Below are 17,712 nucleotides of genomic sequence, written 5' to 3' on the forward strand. Positions count from 1 at the left end.
CCCGAGGAGCCTCGACACCGAGGAGAACGACACATGAGCACAACCCGATGGCAGCGGTTCCAGACCTGGGCCGCGCGCGACGACATCGAGGACTACTCACTGCGCTACGCGCCCAAGTCCTTCCGCCGCTGGAGTCCGATGGCGTGCTCGATCACCGCCCTGGGCGGCATCGCCTATCTCGCCGACTATTCGATCGGCGCGTCCATCGCGGTGACCCACGGCTCGGCCAGCGCGATCGTCGCCATCCTGGTCGCGGCGGCGACCATCTTCCTGACCGGCATCCCGATCGCCTACTACGCCGCCAAATACAACCTGGACATGGACCTGCTCACGCGCGGAGCCGGTTTCGGATACTTCGGCTCGACCCTGACCAGCCTCATCTACGCCAGCTTCTGCTTCATCTTCTTCGCACTGGAGGGCTCGATCATGGCGCAGGCCATGAAGCTCGCCTTCCACATACCGCTACCGCTGGGCTATGTGATCGGGTCGCTGATCATCATCCCGCTCGTGCTGTACGGCATGTCGGCGCTGGCGAAGTTCCAGGTGTGGACCCAGCCGCTGTGGCTGATCCTGTTCGCCGCGCCACTGGTGACCATCGCCGTCGGCGACCCGTCCGGGTTCGACGGCTTCGTGTCCTGGGCCGGCGACGGCGGCACCGCCCGGGTGACCGCGATCGGAGTGGGAGCCGGTGCGGGCGTGGCCCTGTCGCTGATCGCGCAGATCGGCGAACAGGTCGACTACCTGCGATTCATGCCCGAGAAGTCGGAGACCTCCGCGTGGCGCTGGTGGTCGGCGGTGCTGGCGGCGGGCCCGGGCTGGGTGATCCTGGGCGCGGCCAAGCAGCTGTGCGGCGCGTTCCTGGCGTTCTATGTGGCCGGGCAGGTCGGCTTCGCGCGGGCGACCGAACCGATCGAGCAGTTCCTCGGCGGGTACGGCGCACTCATCCACAATCACGCCGTGGCCTTGACCATCGCGACGGTGATGGTGCTGCTGTCGCAGATCAAAATCAATGTCACCAACGCCTATTCGGGCTCGCTGTCGTGGTCGAACTTCTTCAGCCGGGTACTGCACCTGCACCCGGGGCGCGTGGTGTGGCTGGCCCTGCACATCGCCATCGCGCTGGCGCTCATGCTCGGCAATATGTTCACCGTGCTCAACACCATTCTCGGGTTCTATTCGAACGTGGCCATCGCCTGGGTGGGCGCGATCGTGGCGGATCTGGTGATCAACAAGGGGATTCTGAAGATCAGTCCGCCCTACATCGAATTCAAGCGGGCCTACCTGTGTCCGATCAACCCGGTCGGATTCGTATCCATGCTCGCCGGGTCCGGTCTGTCGATCGTGGCCTACTTCGGCGGGTTCGGCGCGTTGCTGCAGGCCTGGTCGCCCTACCTGGCCCTGGCCGTGGCCATGGCGCTGACCCCGATCATCGCCCTGGTCACCGGCGGCAAATACTATCTGGCTCGGCCGAATCCACTGCGCGAGGAGATCGAGAAGGAACCGTTGTGGGCCGGACAGACGCTGCTGGACGTGGTGGACGGCAAGCGCTACGAACTCCCCGACATGGTGCACGACTGCCCCTTCCACGGCGGGCCGGTGTCCTCCCTGAGCTGCACCCTGACCAAGAACTGTGCCGAGCAATGCCAGAAACCGGCATACGACGACACGGTCGGCGCGGTCGAACTGAATTTGATCCCCGCGAGAGCCGTCGACTGACCGGTACCGGCGGCAGGCGGGACCATAATCGGTTCGCCTGCCGCCGCTTTCGGTAATCGACCGGCGCCGAGCGAACCCTCCCAGTATTTGCAGGTGAAAACATTTCAGGTGACGCTGTAGAGTGCTGGGTGTGGACGACAGCACCGCCCTCGCCGCTCTGGACGATCTCGCCCGGCTCGTCCGACGGGCATCACAGGAACTGGACCGGGCGATCGCGACGTGCCTGGGCGAATCCTCGGCCGCGCGCTGGCATGTCCTCACCGCGGTGGCCGGCGCGGAGGGCCTGTCCATGTCGCAACTCGTCGATGCCACCCTGCTCAACGCCGCCACTCTGACCCGCCTGATCGACGCCATGATCGCCGACAACCTGGTGCTCCGCAAGGTCGACGAAACCGATCGCCGCCGCGTGCTCGTCTTCCCCACCCGCCGCGGCCTGCTGACCCGCAAGGTGATGGATCAGACGCTGACGGCCAGCGGGCTGACCGAGATCGCGAACACCACCTCCACGAAAACCCTGGCGGCGCTGGTCGATCGCATCGCCTCGACCGAACCCGCGCCGCTGTGATCAGGGACCGGGGGTAAGCCTCGGACCGGGAGGTCGGCGAGCGCGGCGGCCATGGGGAGCGGTGCGAGAATCCGCATCACTCCCCGGCCGACATCACTGCGGCAGCGTGGCCAGCTCGCGCTGGACTGCCGCGTCGTGTTCGGCTGCCTCCTCCGCGGCCTTCTGAGGGCTCCAGTGCCCGGCCATGATGAACACGAACGGGATGAAGCAGATCTGGGCGATCAGGCAGATCCACCACCAGGTCTTCCACTGCTGCGGTGAATCCTTCTGCGCCTGCTGGACTTCCTTGCCGTGCTCGGACAGGTAGGCCAGGTCGTCGGCGGGGATCGCGCTCACGGCCTTGAGCTTGGCGCTCGCGGCGGTCAGGGCCGGGCCGGTCTGGGAGGCCACGGCCAGCTGATCGACGGGCACCTTCCCGGCCGCCGCGATCCGGGCTCCGGCCTGATCCGGCGGGATGCCGAACTTCTGGGCGACCTGCCCGACCGCGGTAGCCTGGGCGGCCTTGTCATTGGGGTCGGTCAGGAGTTTGACCAGCACCTTCTGATCGATGGCCTGCAGGGTGGCCAGTTCCTCGGGGTACTTGGCGTTGAGCTCGACCGTGGTCTTGATATCGGCCGGGGAATCCCCGGTCAGCTTCACCAGCGCGGCGACCTGCGCGCCGACGTCGTTCGGGTTCTTGCCGAGGGCGGTGAGCGTGTCCTCGCCGACGGTCTGAATGGTCGCGATCTCCTCGTGGTACTTGGCGTTGATGGCCTGCAACCGCGGCCCGTAGTTGACCAGCGTGCCCGCCGCGGTCACCACCAGCAGCAGCCCCAGCAGCACGAATGTCACCACCGTGCGCAGCACGCCGCCCCACACCGCGAGCCCGACCGCCGTGGCCGCCGGATTCCGCTTCTCCACGGTCTCGGTGAAGCTGGCCATCCAGGTCGAGTAGGCGATGCCGGTACCGACCGCGGTGAAACTCATGACGATGGCGAAGGTGTAGTAGTCGGTGCCGGGTTTGTCGGTGTAGCCGAGGAATACGAAGGTCCCGATGATGCTGATGATCGCGCCGAACACCATGAACGGTTTGCGGACCTTCATCTTGTCCGACACGATGCCGGTGATCACCAGCGAGAAGGCGCTCGCGATCCAATACCAGTTGCCCAGCGCGTTGGCCTGGGCGGCGGTGAACCCGAAATTGGTCGCCATGTAGACCGGCAGGAACGACACGATCGTGTAGAAGAACGCCAGGAAGATCGAGATGGCCAGCGCCGAGCCGACGATGTCGAGTTGCATCATCTGCTTCCACTGATTGCGTTCCAGCGCATCGACATCCAGCCCGCGCGCCCGCGCCTCGATCAGCGCCTTGTCCCGCAGCGACACCATGATCTGATCCCGCAGCCGGGGGCTGAGCTCACGCAGCCCGACCAGGCCGACGAGCGAGATCGCGAGGCAGATGACACCCGCTAGCCGGTAGTGGTACTGCCAGTCCGGGTGCGCGTCGAGGGTGTGGGTGGAGATCTCGGTGGTGACGAGCGCGCCCAGCACCGGCCCGAGGGTCCAGAAGCCCATGGCCGAGGCGCGGTCCAGCTGCGGGGAGAAGTCGCGCACCAGCGCGGGCGTCGCCACCAGCACGGCGCCCTCGACGATGCTGATGACGCAGTAGATGGCCAGGAACGATTCCTTGGTCGTGCACTGCGGCTGCGCGAACAGGGTCAGCAGCGAGGTCAGGACGGTGCCGTAGGCGACGATATTGGCGCGGCCCCAGCGGTCCAGGACGCCGGTCACCACCGAGGCCACGGCGCCGAAGGCCGCGCCGATGATGAAGATCCCGACGAAGTAGCGGAAGGTCAGGTGGAAATCGGCGATCAGCTGGTTGCCGACGGCTCCCGACACGAACAGCTGGTAGTACAGCGCGACGGAGACCACGACGACGAGGAAGAGATACCAGGACCGGGCGGGCGTTTCCGGATAGTGCGGGAGCTTGCGCTGCCAGAGTCCGGTGACCAGCGTCGGCGGGGGGAATTCCGCGGCCGGAGGCACCGCGGTCGGTGTGCTGCTCATGTTCGAGACGCCTTTCTCCCACGGCGTTTCGCGCAGCCACAGGCCCTTGGTTCGCGGCGCGAGCAACCGGGTGACAACAGGGTAGCGGCCATGAGTGACTCAGATCACTGTTATCGGACTCAGCGCCCGCACACCCGCGTCGCGCCCGTTCACCAATTGTTGGCCGAGACAACAGCATCTGGCCGTCGGGACATCGTGGGCCGGTCATCGGCGCTGGTCACCGTAATGCGGCTTGTATCACCGCATGAATTCGAGGATTCGATGTCGAACACCACCGTCGCGCGGGGCCGCCTGGTCGCCGCGTTCGCGGGCGCGCTGATGGCCCTGACCAGTGCCGTCGCGGTCGCCGCTCCCGGAGATCCGGGCGAGCGGCCCTCCTTCTGCGACCACGACCAGCGGTCCACCCCCGGCGCGGCCTACCTGTGCGCCAAGACCGACGATCTGGTCGACGTCCGCATCGGCGATGTGCTACCGACCCAGCCGTCGCTGGGCTACGACGAGGTGTTCTACAAGCTGGGCCGCTACACGCTCGGCAAGGACGCGGTGAACAAGAAGTTCGACGACTGGTGCGAGGCCAACGGCCAGGTCGCCGCCGCCACCGTGAACCCGGGCGCGCAGCTGAAGGATTCGTCCTCGTTCACCTGCAAGGTGGCGATCGGCTCCGAGACCGCCGACTCCATCGCGCCGATGAAGACCGTGGTGATCGGCCCCCAGGGCCGGCTGTACCTCACCGACGGCCACCACACCCTGACCTCGTTCTTCGAGACCCCGGACGGCGGCGCGGACACTCACGTGCGCCTGCGCGTGCTCGGCAACCTGAGCACCCTGCCCGACGGCAAGTTCTGGGACACCATGAAGGCCAACGGCTGGACGTGGCTGAAGGACGTCAACGGCAACGCCATCAAGGAGCACCAGCTCCCCAAGTCGGTGGGCCTGGCCAACTTCGCCGATGACAAGTACCGCAGCATGATGTACTTCGCCCGCGACATCGGCTTCCACGAGGGCACCCTGCCCTTCGAGGAGTTCTACTGGGGCGCGTGGATGCGCGACAACAAGGTCGGCGGCGACTGGAACCGCAACGACTTCGCCGCCTACCTGGCCGCGCTGAAGACCGTCACCCAGGCGCAGGTCGCGCTCGGCCCGAACACCGTGGTGGCCGAGGGCAAGACCGCCTCGCAGCTGGATGTGCTCCCGGCGTGGAACGGCGGCAGCGCCGAGGACAAGGGCGAGTTCGGCAAGATCTCCAAGCCGTACTCCGACGCCAAGCCCGGCAAGCTCGGCTACGCGATCGAGTACCGCCTGCGCACCGGTCGCTGATCACCGGACCGCGACGACAAAGACCTCGGGATCGCCTGACGCGATCCCGAGGTCTTTCGTTCGATCAGGGGTAGGCCTGAACGATCTCGACGTTCACCAAGGCGTTGAACGAGTCGCAGCTGGCCCACGACTGGTTCTGCCCGTACTGCATGGGCCCGTACTTCCAGTAGGTGAAGGGGACGGGCCAGGCGACACAGGTGAGCTTCACCTGATGCCAGGTCGGCAACTCGCAATTGGACATTCCGCCGGTATTGAAGATGTTGTACAGGTGGCAATTCGCCTGCCACACCGGCACATCGTCGGCCTGGGCCGTTCCGCCACCGGCGAGCACCATGCCCGCGGCTGCGGTGGCGACGACGGCACTGGCAGCAAGCCGCTTCGCAGACTGCATTCCGACCTCCTGAATTGGTGTTGTCCTCGAGCAAATCGCATTCTGGCGCTACTTGTTACGGAAAACAAAACAATTGATTATTTCGGAGGGTTGTCCTTTATTCGGAATTGCACTGTTCGATCAGGGAATCGGGGGCGGGCGGTCCGGGACCAGAAGGGTCGCAAGGGCAGTGCCGATGGGAATCGCGTTGTTCGTGTCGGCGTTCGCGGTGGCGCCCAGGGTGGCGTAGACGACGACGGTGGTGGCGGTCCTGGTGTCGTAGAACGCGACTCCGTTGTAGCCGCCGTAGGACGGGTTCATGAACAGCCAGTCGCCCATGTGCGGAACGCCGAACGCGAAGTACTTCTGCGCGGTGAGCGGACCGAGTCCGGCGGTCGAGGGAGCCATCATCTGCTGAAACCGGTCCGCGGGGAGCATTTCTCCCTTGCCCAGGGCGCGGACCCAGCGGCCGACGTCGGTGACGGTGGAGTTCATATTGCCGCTGTGCAGGAATGCGGTCGGATTCCAGAAGGTGGCGTCCTCGAAGATCTTTCGCTCATCGGTGTAGCCGTGCAGGATCGGCTCGTCCACCTGGGCGGTGAGCATGACCTTGCTCTTCTTCATGTCGAGCGGGACCAGGACGTAGTCGGATATCAGCTCGCCCAAGGGTTTTCCCGATGCCTTCTGCAGAACTTCGCCGAGCACGACCAGATCGCTGTGGGCGTAGGCGAAACTCGTGCCCGGATCGAACAGCGGTGGGCGGGCATTGGCCAGGTCGAACAACTCCTGGGCGTTCCAGGTGTGAAACGGGTTGTCGCCGAATCGTTTCAGGAATTCCGGATCGGTGACATAGTCGGAGATTCCGGAGGTGCTGCTGGCGAGCATTCTCGGAGTAATGCGTTCGGCGCGTGGAAAATTCGGCAGCCATCGGGCAATCGGCTCGTCCATCTTCAGCGTGCCGTTCTCGTCCAGCCGCCAGAGCACGGTCGACACCATCGGTTCCATCGGCTGACCCACCCGCAACTGCATATCGGTGGTCGCCGGAACACCGAGCGGCGAGTCGCCCACCGCGCCGACGACCACTTCCTTACCGTCACGCCAGGCGCCGAACACCGCCGCGGTGAGATCGAGCTCGCCGAGCTTCGCGCGAACGATATCGGTGATCTGCTCGGCTTCCTTCGACAGCGGAGCCGGACTGCCGGAGCCCGAACCCCGATCCGACCCGCACCCGCCGACGACCAGGCTCAGCGCGACCATCAGCTCCGCACCTGCGCGCCATCGAGCAGACACACTCATCACCGGGTCCCTTCGCCGAAGAAGACGGGCTGAGCAGCGTTCATCAGAATCTACGCCGGTAGCCGAACCATAGCCACGACCGCCGATCCATAACCCGCGCGTCCCGGTCGCGGGCCCGAATCACGGCCCCGAAAACCCGGGGCATGCGGCCCGTCGCCGATCGGTGAACAGTGCTATTCGCAAAGGATCATCCCGCTCTAATCAGCGTTGCCGAATCGAGAACCCCCGCATCATGCGTACTTCAGTCCGCACCCTCGCCGCGGCCGGAATCACCGCCACCGCCTCCGCCCTGACCGCGCTCTCCGCCGGACCGGCCGCCCACGCCGACGTCACCGGCACGGGAATGACCGTGCAGGGCAGCAACTTCCAGGTCGGCCAGACCTACAATGTCGTCGTCCCGGTCTCCGACTGCACAGGCGGTGATCTCTCCGACACTTCCAACGGCGTCACCGTCCGCTCCAGCTGGAACGGCAAGTCGAGCATCGCGGGCCAACCCTGCATGGGCACAACCTCCACCTGGACCTTCCAGTGGACCCCGCGGACCCCCGGCACCCACGTCCTCGGCTTCGGCTACGGCAACGGCGATACGACCCTCCCGCCGTACACCAACATGGGCTCCGCCACCGTCCAGGTCAGCGGCACCGGCAGCACCGACCCGCAGGCCTGCGGCGCCTCCTCCTCGCCCTGCACCACGGTCCACGGCACCCCCGAGGTCGGCTGCACCCTGACCGTGACCATGTCCGGTATTCCGGCCTCCCTGGTCACCTCGTCGGGCTCGGGCGTCCTGCAAACCCTCAGCTCGGGCGTCCCGACCCGCAACGCCTGGTTCGACGACAACAACACGGCCACCGGCACCACGACGATCAACGGCAGTTCCGTCACCATGAAGTGGACCCCCACCACCACCGGCTACCACCACCTGAGCGGCCAGTACGACACCGGCGCCCTGGCCGGCTTCCCCGACGGCATCGTCCTGCCCGGCTACGCGGGCGACATCTGGCTCCAGGTAGCAGCCGCCGGAACCCAGCCCTGCGCCTGATCCAGCCCACCCGCCCCATGCGGGTCCGGCCGAGGTTCTGCCAATCGAGTAGCGAGCGGGCGCGGGTACTGCGTTCGCAGTACACCGGACTGCCGTCACCGGGACGATGCCGACTACAAAGGCGTCGAACCAGCATGGCTACATGGCGAAATTCCTGTACCGGGTCGGCCGGTTCGCGTTCGAGAAGCGGCGGCTCGTCGTGCTGCTGTGGGTGGGGCTGATGGCCGCGCTGGTGGTGGGAGCCGCCAGCGCGCCGCCCGCGCCACCGGATACGTTCTCGATTCCGGGGACCGAGTCCCAGCAGGCGTTCGATCTGCTGGAGCAACGGTTCCCGGGCACCAAATCCGATGGGGCGCAGGCGCGGATCGTGTTCGTCGCGCCCGAGGGGCAGCAGATCGGTTCCGACGCCAACAAGGCGGTGGTGGAGCGGATCGTCGCCGACGTCGCGGGCGGCACGCAGGTGAAGGGCGTGCTCGACCCGTTCCAGACGGGCGCGGTCAGCAAGAGCGGCACCACCGCGTACGCGACCGTCAGCTACGGCGCCACCGGTGACAACCTCACCGATGCGACGAAGGCCGCGCTGACCGACGCGATGGACACCGGTAAGGCCGCCGGGGTCACCGTGGAGATCGGCGGGTCCGCGCTCCAGGCGAAGCCGGAGATGGCCGGGGCGACCGAGGCCATCGGCATCGCCATCGCGGCCGTCGTGCTGATGATCACGTTCGGCGCGTTCGCGGCGGCGGGCTTGCCGCTGATCACCGCGCTGGTCGGGATCGGCGTCGGGATCGCCGCGATCGTGGCGATCGGGATGTCCACCACCACAACGACCCTGGCGATGATGCTCGGACTCGCGGTCGGCATCGACTACGCGCTGTTCATCGTGTCCCGCTACCGCACCGAACGCGCCGAGGGGTACAGCGCGGCGGAGGCCGCGGGACGGGCTGTCGGAACCGCCGGATCCGCGGTGGTTTTCGCCGGGCTCACCGTGGTGATCGCGCTCGCCGGACTGGCCGTGGTCGGGATTCCGGCCCTCACCAAGATGGGATTGGCCGCTGCGGGCACCGTCGCCGTCGCCGTGACCATCGCGTTGACGCTGCTGCCCGCACTGCTGGGCTTCTTCCAGAACGCGGTGCTACCCAAGGCTTTCCGTAAGCAGCCGGATCGCGACAGTCTGCCCGCCGCGTCGATGCAGGAGGACAGGCCCGGGATGGGCACGCGCTGGGCGCGATTCGTCGTCCGCCGTCCGGTGGCCGTGCTGTTGATCGGGCTGGTCGGCATGGGCGCGCTCGCGCTGCCGATGACGAGCCTGGAACTCGGGATGCCGGGTGAGGAATCGCAGCCGACGTCCACGACGCAGCGCCGCGCCTACGACGCCCTCGCCGAGGGCTTCGGGCCCGGCTTCAACGGGCCGCTCACGGTCGCACTGGATGTCAAGGGCGTCGGTGACCCGCAGGCCGCGGTGGAACAGGCGACCAGCACGCTGGCCGCGACCAAGGGTGTCGTGTCGGTGTCGCCCGCGATGTTCAATCAGGCCGGTGACGCGGCCATGATCACCGTGGTGCCCGCCACCGGTCCCTCGACCACCGCCACCAAGGACCTCGTGCACACCCTGCGCGGTGAGGCCGGCGGTCTGCGGGCGGCGACCGGCGCGACCATGCTCGTCACGGGTGCGACCGCGATGAATATCGATGTCTCGCAGAAGATGTCGGACGCACTGCTCCCCTATCTCGCCGTGGTGGTCGGGCTCGCGATCCTGCTGCTGATGGTCGTGTTCCGTTCGATCGCCGTGCCGATCAAGGCGGCCCTGGGCTTCCTGTTGTCGGTGGGCGCGGCCTTCGGTGTGATCGTCGCGGTCTTCCAGTGGGGTTGGCTGGCCGGTCTGATCGGCGTGCACCAGACCGGACCGGTGATGAGCATGATGCCGATCTTCCTGATCGGCGTGGTGTTCGGTCTCGCCATGGATTACGAGGTCTTCCTCGTCACCCGGATGCGGGAGGCCTTCGCGCACGGCGAGAGCGCCCGCGAGGCCATCGTCACCGGATTCCGGCACAGCGGCCGGGTGGTGGTGGCCGCGGCCGCCATCATGATCGCGGTGTTCGCCGGATTCATCGGCGGCGGGGAACCGATGATCAAGATGATGGGCCTCGGGCTCGCCGCGGCGGTGTTCTTCGACGCCTTCATCGTCCGTATGACGCTGGTCCCGGCGGTGCTCGCGCTGCTCGGCGACAAGGCGTGGTGGCTGCCGGGGTGGCTGGCCAAGATCCTGCCCAACGTGGACGTGGAGGGCGAGAGCCTGAATCGTCCGGTGGCCACCGAACCGGAGCGGGAGCTCGAATCCGCGCGCGCCTGAGCCGCGGGCCGGATCTGCGACAGGTATCGGTAGGCCGTCCCGAGCGGGCGGCCTACCGGTCGGTTCGGGACCTGCCGAATACTGTTCTCGACGACGAGAAGGAGCGCCGATGACCGCCGAATGGTCGCAATGGCCGCGCCGGCACAGCCGGGCGGTCGATGTGGTGGTGGCCATCCTGCTGTGCGCGCTGGCCACCTACGCGAGCCGGTTCATCGACACCGCGAACGGACAGGGTCCAGTGGCGGTCCGGCCGATTTCGCCCGGGGTGTTCGCGCTGTCGGCGGCGGCCTCGATCGCCTTGCTGTGGCGCCGGGCGTATCCGCGCGCGGTCCTGGCGATCACGACGGCCTGCGGTATCGGGATCGGCGCCTTGGGTTTCGAGGTGTCGGTGTTCACCGCGGGTGCGGCGTTCGTCGCCATGTACTCGCTGGGCCTGTGGTATCCCGATGCGCGCACGGCCAAGCTCGCGCCGGTGATCGCGGGCGCCGCGCTGCTGCTCACCTCGCTGGTGCACGACTTCAGTCCGCTGCTGACCGGCGGACGCATCACGCTGGTCGCCGGTGACCTGCTGGCCGGTGCGTTCGCCGAGGCCGGGCGCAATCGGCGCAACTATCTGGCGGCCCTGCACGCGCGCGCCGAGCTGGCCGAACGGACGCGGGAGGAGGAGGCGCGGCAGCGGGTCGGCGAGGAGCGGGTCCGGATCGCGCGGGAGCTGCACGATATCGTCGCCCACCACATGGCCTTGGCGCACGCGCAAGCCTCCACTGCCGCATACCTGTTGCGCAGCCAGCCCGACCAGGCGCAGGAGATGCTCGACGAGCTGGCCGGCACCACCTCCGCGGCGCTGCGCGAACTCAAGGCCACGGTGGGCCTGCTGCGGGAGGACGATTCCGATGCCCCGCTCGAACCGACGCCTGGTCTGGCTCAGCTGTCGGAACTGCTCACGTCTTTCGAGCGAACCGGTTTGACGCTGTCGCTGTCGATCACCGGTGTGCCGAGACCGCTCTCGCCGGGCGCGGATCTGACGGCGTACCGGATCATCCAGGAGGCGCTCACCAATGTCACCAAGCACGCGAGCACCGCGACCGCGACCGTGCGCCTGGTCTACTCGCGCCTGCTGCTGACCATCAGCGTCAGCGACGACGGCGGCGACGGTCCCGACACTGTTCGCGGTGAACAGGATTCGGTCGACCGGGAATCGAATACGCAAGGCTACGGCCTGATCGGCATGAACGAGCGCGCCGTCTCGGTCGGCGGCCACCTGCGCGCCGGCCGCAAGCCAGGCGGCGGTTTCGAAGTCACCACCGAACTTCCCCTCGAACCCCCGAAAACCCCCGACGACGAGGACGAGACGCCATGACCATCCGGGTACTGCTCGCCGACGATCAAGCCCTGCTGGCCGGCACCTTCCGCCTGCTGATCGATTCGGCCGAGGACATGGAGGTGGTCGGCATCGCCGGAAACGGCCGGGAGGCCGTCGAACTCGCTCGAGCCACCACCCCCGACGTGGTCGTGATGGACATCCGCATGCCCGGCACCGACGGCCTCACCGCCACCCAGGAGATCTGCGCCGACCCCGCCCTGCGCGACACCCGCGTCATGATCCTCACCACCTTCGAACTCGACGAGTACGTGGCCCAAGCCCTCCGCGCCGGAGCCAGCGGCTTCCTCGGCAAGGACGTCGGCCCCGAAGAACTCCTCCGCTCCATCCGCGCGGTAGCCGCTGGCGACGCCCTCCTCTCCCCCACCGCGACCCGCACCCTCATCGCCCGCTACCTCTCCCGCCCCGAAAGCCGCATCACCGCAGCCGATTCCCTGGACGTCCTCACCGCCCGCGAACGCGAGGTCGTCGCCATGGTCGCCGAAGGCCTCTCCAACGAGGAGATCGCCGAAAAGATGTACGTCAGCCCCCTCACGGTCCGCACCCACGTCCAACGCGCCATGTCGAAACTCGGCGTCCAGAACCGAGCCCAACTCGTAGTCCTCGCCTTCCAATCCGGCCTGGTCCGCGTCGAACCACCCCGCCCCTGACCGATCACGCGGACTTTGCGGTTAGGTTCGAGTGGTGACTCGGATCAGCAGTCACGTCGAAGGGCCGTGGGGGAATCGCTTGATGGACACGACAGAAGCTCGCATCGAAGATGCGGGCAATATCCTGGTCGCGCCTGCCGGATTGCAGGACAACGACTTGCTGAGGGATTTCTTCGGGTGCACGATCACGCCGGAGGACCTGGTTTCCGGATCACCTGATCTCGTACGGAAGAGTGTCTACCTGTGTGGTGACGTGTCAGCGATCAGCGACCGGCAACTGCGGGATGCTGCTCGGGTGTTCATGATCCGGGAGTTGGCGGAGGGTCACCGCGAGGATGTCGATGACTCGTGGCCCCTCATCGACCTCGGCCGGATTCCTGTGCACGTTCACGGAGTCGGCGTGTACTACCGTCGCTTCTTCGACCTCGACGACGACTACTTCGGGCGGATCCGCGCGGAGCACGCGTTCCAAACTCTGACCGAGTCCACCAAACCCGGGACAGCTCATCGGAGTGGCATCTACTTGACGCCTGTAACCCGCAGCGGTGACGAACTACGCTTCCACCTGCTCCGCTGCTCCACGAACCTCTCGGGCCCGACCGAGAACTTCCGTGCGACCGACACGAGCATCGTCGAGGCCCTGAATCGCGAGGCCGCCACCATCTTTCGAGACCCGGCACCGCTGAATCACGTTCTGGCCCAGATCTACCACAACACTTACGCCACAGCGGAGCGGAAGCAGTCCAAGGCCAAGATCTCGGCGCACGCCGACAAGACCAAGGACATGCCCGTCAACGGGATCATGGCCTTCTGCACCTTCTACGAAGGACTCGACAAGCTGCGACCCTTGGCTGAAGACCCCTTCGACCATGGCGTGAAGAATGCCAGCGGGCTGACCAGTCTTCGCTTCCGCCTCAAGGATTCGGCCGAAGCGCGCACCGGCCTGCCCGCGCAGTTCGACCTGACGCTCTACCCGGGCTCCGTCTTCTTCATGCCGCTGTCCACCAACCGCCTGTACACCCACGAGATCCGGCCCTCGGTATTGGACGCCGAATTGCTGCCGACCCGCCTCGGATACGTGGTGCGCTGCTCGAACACCGAAGCCGTTCACAAGAACGGCCGGACATTCCTCGACAGAGCCGGAGACTTGGTGCAGCTCGAGCCACCCACACAAGAGGGCATGGACGAACTGCGGAGGCTGTACGCCGAGGAGAACAGGACCTCGTCCTTCATCGACTACGGCGACCGATTCCTCTTCAGCATGAACACCGGAGACTACGTTGCCCCTCAGGCCTGAGATCTCGAACGAAATCCTCTCGTACACTTTGCCGTTCGAGGAGGACCTATTCGCGCAGCTCTCGACATCAGCCCTCTTCGAAGACGTCGGAAAGGGCAGGCGAGGCGCAACACTCACCAAGGCCGACGAGGCAGGCCGTGTGCCGCTGGTCCGCACCACCACCCGCTACGCCACCCCGACGCAGCACTTCCGGCCGGTGCACGACCGCCTGGCACAACAGATCCAGACCCGAGCCGGAATCCCGCAACCGTTCAACAACGCCCTCATCGAGACCTACACGAACACATACGCCAAGATGGGCAGCCATTCCGACCAAGCCCTCGACCTGGCCGACGAGTCGTTCATCGCACTCTTCTCCACCTACCGGCACCCCGAACCGATCCCACCAAGGAAGTTGATCTTCGAGCGAAAGGGGTCCAGCGAGAAGTTCGAGATTCCTCTCGCCAACCACAGCGTCATCATCTTCTCGGTCGCCTCGAACCGGCAGCTCAAGCACAAAATCGTGCTGGACAACCCCGCCCATACAGCCGAGAACGAATGGCTCGGCGTAACTTTCCGAACGTCGAAGACCTTCATCCACTTCCGCGACGGCCACCCATACCTCCCGCAGGGCACCCGCCTCACATCAGCCGACGAACATCAGCAGCACGAATTCTTCCAACTACGCCGACGCGAGAACAACGAAACCGACTTCGCCTACCCCGCACTGACATACACCGTCAGCGACAGCGACCTGTCCCCACCCGTCTGACCTCGTGTACTTCTTGCCAGTCGGAGGGATCTGTCGAGCCACGAATGACGGTCAGAGATGTGGGAGCATTTCGGGCTGCGCGAGCCGCTTGATGGTTTCCGCGGGGCTGGTGTCGCTGCGGCCGAAGACCGCGTCGAAGTAGGCCAGGAGGTAGGAGCGTTGGAGATCGACCGAGCGGATTGCGTCGATCGAGCCGATCGCGACGTTCTTCACTTCATCGTTCAGCAGGCCCGCCGTGTCCAGTCGGGCCACGATCACCTGTTCATCGGTGAAGGACATGTGCCGGGTGCCCGCGATGCGAAGGGGCAGTTTCAAACCGGTGTTGGTGGCCCAGTACGGTTCCCAGCCCGGGTTCCCGAACCAGGGTGACGTGTCGCTGGCGAGCATCAGGAGCGGCCGAGCGAGGCCGTCGGTGGAAACGGAGCCGAGGATTGGGCCGTCGAGATTGACGCCTGCGGCGATCCTCGAATCGTCGTGCATGGTTTGAGCGGTGGTCGACCCGCCGAGAGAATGGCCGAACATGCCGACCTTTGTCAGGTCCAGATCGTCGGCGAGGTGTTGCGGCAGTGCAGGACCCGCATCGGTGGAGTGCCCGGCTGTGGCAGAGAGTTGATCGAGAACGAATCGTGCATCGGCGACGCGGATCGGAACCAACATGTCGGACAGGACGTTCAACGCCGAATCCAGCGGTACTGCACTACGTTCGGTACGTCCATCAGGGAATTGAACCGCGAACGCTTCGTGGGTGTGGTTGATCGCAACCACCACGTAGCCGTGGCTGGCGAGATCCTCGGCTTGAGCAGTGCTCAGCCCGGTCGTGTCGTCCAGCCCCGGGGAATACAGCAGGATCGGAAACTTCCCGCGGCCTACCCGTGCCTGCGCTTCGCTACGACTATGACTGGGCGCGAGCGCCCAGCTGTCAGAGGCAACACCAGCCTGGGTGAGACCGAAGCGCTGTTCTTCCAGGCCGCCCGGCGGCATCCACGGTGCCATGGGTGCGGGATCGGCATCGTCAGCCGGATACCAGATCTGCACCATCAGTTCGCGTCGGCGGCTGGTGTCCCATGGATCAGCACGATTGACATCGATGAGATGCCATTCGGTCACGCCAACCGCATCGGGACCGGTCGGAGCGGGCAGATTGATGGTCACAGCCGTATCCGGCGGTATGCCGGGGCTTGCCTCTGCGAGACCGGCGACAGCAGTGGCCGCCATCGATACTGCGGCTACGGCAATGACATGCCGACGTAATCCCCTGCGTTCCACGACAATTCCCCCGAGTCGGTGTGCTACTCGATGGGCCACCATACAAGATCGACAAAGGGCATGGGCGATACCTCAGCGGGTTGATCGTCCACTTCCCGTGCCGGGGGACTCGGTCAGCCCTGGACTCGACGGGGAATCGTTGCCTGATTCTGGACCGAACAGACGCATCGACGCTGCCCCTGCCAGCAACGACAGCGCCCCGACATAGAGCAGCCGGACGCCCACCACGAACGGCTGAAATGCCAAAGGCATCAGTGGAAGAAGCGACAAGCTCAATACGGCGACCAGTCCGGCCGCCAGCCAGAACCGCTTCGGTGCGCGCCGGGTGGCCGGCGGGTCACCGTGCCAGGCCCGAAGCAATCCACGCCGACCGATGTAGTAGAACAACCCGACCACCAGTACCCCACCGAGCAGTGTCGATGTCTGCTGCAGCAAGTACCACCAGGGCCTACCGAGCAGGCCTGGCTGCAACAGCACAGGGAATCGGGCTACGCCCCAGCCGTGCCCACCAGCTGGATCATGCGTGAACCCGTCCCAGAAGATATGAGTGACTGCGCCGATCAGAATCGAGTATCCGGTGACATACCACCGATATCGCACGGTGCTGAGCACGCCATAGGCGGGCAGATCGAACGCTCCGAGCCGTGGCAGATGGGCGGCAATATCCGCGGCACCCCAGCGAATCACCACCGTTGCGATGATTCCCATCGGCAGACACCACCACAGCAGCGCGAGAAGTGTGTGCGTCTCCGGCATCGAAAAGAACCCTGCCACCGGATACGAGGCATCCGGCACCGCCGCACCGACCACCATTGCGACACCATCCAGATGGCGAGGCCACCGGAGCTTCAACGGGATTACTGCCAACGCATGCGATGGAAAGGTAAGCGGCACGGCCAAGTCTATCCACTGCTGCCTCGACCGGTTCTGGAGCTCGAATCCAGGTGTCGGTTGTCGCGATTTACGCAGGGCCGACTCAGCTCCGCCTGTAACGGACGACGTCTGCCCGCCGACTGATCGTTGAAGGCTCCAGCGCGGTAGGGGGCGGACATGCCTGACGTATCCGGCTCGTTGGCGCAGTCGGCGTGGGAACTGTGGTCAAGCGTCGTGCGACCAATCGCCGGCGCTACCGCAGCAGTAGTGCTGATCATTGTGGGCCTCGTGCTGTTTCCCGACGATCCCTCACCCGAGCCGATCGGGAGTCGCATGGTGTTCCCGGTTCTGATCAATCCCCTGCCGCAGGTACCCCCACCGACCACGGTTCCAGCCAGCGGGTCTGCCACACCGCCGAAATAACTCCGGCTAGTCCGCTCCGGCTGGATTTACTCCCTCGCGTGCCTCTTCAGTCGAACACCACGCTGCGCAAGCGAGCGGTGTATTGGGCTGCCCGCTCCATTGCGTCACCGGCAGCGTCCAGCTCGATCAGCGCTTCTTCCAGTACTTCCCGTGCGCCGGCGACGCAGTAGCCGGGAGTGGTGAGCGCTCCGGTCCCGACGGTGTCGATGATCAGACCTGACTCCGGGAGGGCTGCGTATCCATCGGACAGTTCCGCGACCGCGCGGCGCAGCTCGGTCAGCTGCGCCAGTAGGTGTCCGCGCTTACCTTCGAGCTCGATCGGATCTGCCACCATGCGCCACAGTCTGCCCCACTACGAGAACTCCGGCAGCT

Annotated in this window: 15 protein-coding genes; 9 read left to right on the forward strand and 6 right to left on the reverse strand. The window is 65.9% G+C overall.

What is annotated here, in order from left to right; genetic code table 11:
* The first annotated feature begins 33 nt into the window (after nucleotides 1-33).
* Entirely contained in the window at nucleotides 34-1,716 is a 1,683-nt protein-coding gene (locus ACWEOI_RS15775) for a cytosine permease (protein WP_433666360.1), read from the forward strand.
* A gap of 130 nt (nucleotides 1,717-1,846) precedes the next feature.
* Nucleotides 1,847-2,281: a MarR family transcriptional regulator gene (locus ACWEOI_RS15780; protein WP_433666361.1), complete on the forward strand. Its 435-nt coding sequence runs from the start codon at nucleotides 1,847-1,849 to the stop codon at nucleotides 2,279-2,281.
* 93 nt (nucleotides 2,282-2,374) lie between these two features.
* Here ACWEOI_RS15780 and ACWEOI_RS15785 read toward each other — a convergent pair whose 3' ends face one another.
* A complete protein-coding gene (locus ACWEOI_RS15785) occupies nucleotides 2,375-4,327 on the reverse strand; it encodes an MFS transporter (protein WP_452360022.1) in 1,953 nt (650 codons plus the stop codon).
* 261 nt (nucleotides 4,328-4,588) lie between these two features.
* Between ACWEOI_RS15785 and ACWEOI_RS15790 the strand changes: the two genes are divergently transcribed.
* Nucleotides 4,589-5,644, forward strand: coding sequence for a ParB/Srx family N-terminal domain-containing protein (locus ACWEOI_RS15790; protein ID WP_452360023.1), 1,056 nt, complete (start codon nucleotides 4,589-4,591; stop codon nucleotides 5,642-5,644).
* A gap of 64 nt (nucleotides 5,645-5,708) precedes the next feature.
* On the opposite strand, the gene ACWEOI_RS15795 is transcribed toward ACWEOI_RS15790, so the two are convergent.
* Nucleotides 5,709-6,035 carry a hypothetical protein gene (locus ACWEOI_RS15795; protein WP_433666364.1) on the reverse strand — a complete coding sequence of 109 codons (327 nt, stop codon included), beginning with the start codon at nucleotides 6,033-6,035 and terminating at the stop codon, nucleotides 5,709-5,711.
* Nucleotides 6,036-6,155: 120 nt separating this feature from the next.
* On the reverse strand, nucleotides 6,156-7,310 hold the full coding sequence (locus tag ACWEOI_RS15800) for a serine hydrolase domain-containing protein (protein WP_452360024.1): 1,155 nt from the start codon (nucleotides 7,308-7,310) through the stop codon (nucleotides 6,156-6,158).
* 232 nt (nucleotides 7,311-7,542) lie between these two features.
* Between ACWEOI_RS15800 and ACWEOI_RS15805 the strand changes: the two genes are divergently transcribed.
* The 6 genes from ACWEOI_RS15805 to ACWEOI_RS15830 all read left to right on the forward strand — a co-directional run bounded on the left by ACWEOI_RS15805 (nucleotide 7,543) and on the right by ACWEOI_RS15830 (nucleotide 14,778).
* On the forward strand, nucleotides 7,543-8,349 hold the full coding sequence (locus ACWEOI_RS15805) for a hypothetical protein (RefSeq protein WP_433666366.1): 807 nt from the start codon (nucleotides 7,543-7,545) through the stop codon (nucleotides 8,347-8,349).
* Between the two features lie 142 nt (nucleotides 8,350-8,491).
* On the forward strand, nucleotides 8,492-10,699 hold the full coding sequence (locus ACWEOI_RS15810; RefSeq protein WP_452360025.1) for an MMPL family transporter: 2,208 nt from the start codon (nucleotides 8,492-8,494) through the stop codon (nucleotides 10,697-10,699).
* Between the two features lie 109 nt (nucleotides 10,700-10,808).
* On the forward strand, nucleotides 10,809-12,059 hold the full coding sequence (locus tag ACWEOI_RS15815; protein WP_452360026.1) for a sensor histidine kinase: 1,251 nt from the start codon (nucleotides 10,809-10,811) through the stop codon (nucleotides 12,057-12,059).
* A complete protein-coding gene (locus ACWEOI_RS15820; protein WP_433666369.1) occupies nucleotides 12,056-12,730 on the forward strand; it encodes a response regulator in 675 nt (224 codons plus the stop codon). The genes ACWEOI_RS15815 and ACWEOI_RS15820 overlap by 4 nt, the downstream gene beginning before the upstream one ends.
* Nucleotides 12,731-12,812: 82 nt before the next feature.
* Nucleotides 12,813-14,027 carry a hypothetical protein gene (locus ACWEOI_RS15825; protein WP_452360027.1) on the forward strand — a complete coding sequence of 405 codons (1,215 nt, stop codon included), beginning with the start codon at nucleotides 12,813-12,815 and terminating at the stop codon, nucleotides 14,025-14,027.
* A 139-nt stretch (nucleotides 14,028-14,166) separates the two neighbouring features.
* The gene (locus ACWEOI_RS15830; RefSeq protein ID WP_452360028.1) at nucleotides 14,167-14,778 is read left to right on the forward strand and encodes a hypothetical protein; all 612 of its coding nucleotides are present in this window, start codon (nucleotides 14,167-14,169) and stop codon (nucleotides 14,776-14,778) included.
* Between the two features lie 51 nt (nucleotides 14,779-14,829).
* Here ACWEOI_RS15830 and ACWEOI_RS15835 read toward each other — a convergent pair whose 3' ends face one another.
* The 3 genes from ACWEOI_RS15835 to ACWEOI_RS15845 all read right to left on the reverse strand — a co-directional run bounded on the left by ACWEOI_RS15835 (nucleotide 14,830) and on the right by ACWEOI_RS15845 (nucleotide 17,674).
* Entirely contained in the window at nucleotides 14,830-15,930 is a 1,101-nt protein-coding gene (locus ACWEOI_RS15835) for an alpha/beta hydrolase (RefSeq protein ID WP_433666372.1), read from the reverse strand.
* A gap of 186 nt (nucleotides 15,931-16,116) precedes the next feature.
* Nucleotides 16,117-16,938 carry a DUF4184 family protein gene (locus ACWEOI_RS15840; RefSeq protein WP_452360159.1) on the reverse strand — a complete coding sequence of 274 codons (822 nt, stop codon included), beginning with the start codon at nucleotides 16,936-16,938 and terminating at the stop codon, nucleotides 16,117-16,119.
* Nucleotides 16,939-17,386: 448 nt separating this feature from the next.
* On the reverse strand, nucleotides 17,387-17,674 hold the full coding sequence (locus ACWEOI_RS15845; RefSeq protein ID WP_433666375.1) for a hypothetical protein: 288 nt from the start codon (nucleotides 17,672-17,674) through the stop codon (nucleotides 17,387-17,389).
* Nucleotides 17,675-17,712 lie beyond the last annotated feature (38 nt).

This window comes from Nocardia sp. NPDC004340, assembly GCF_053602575.1.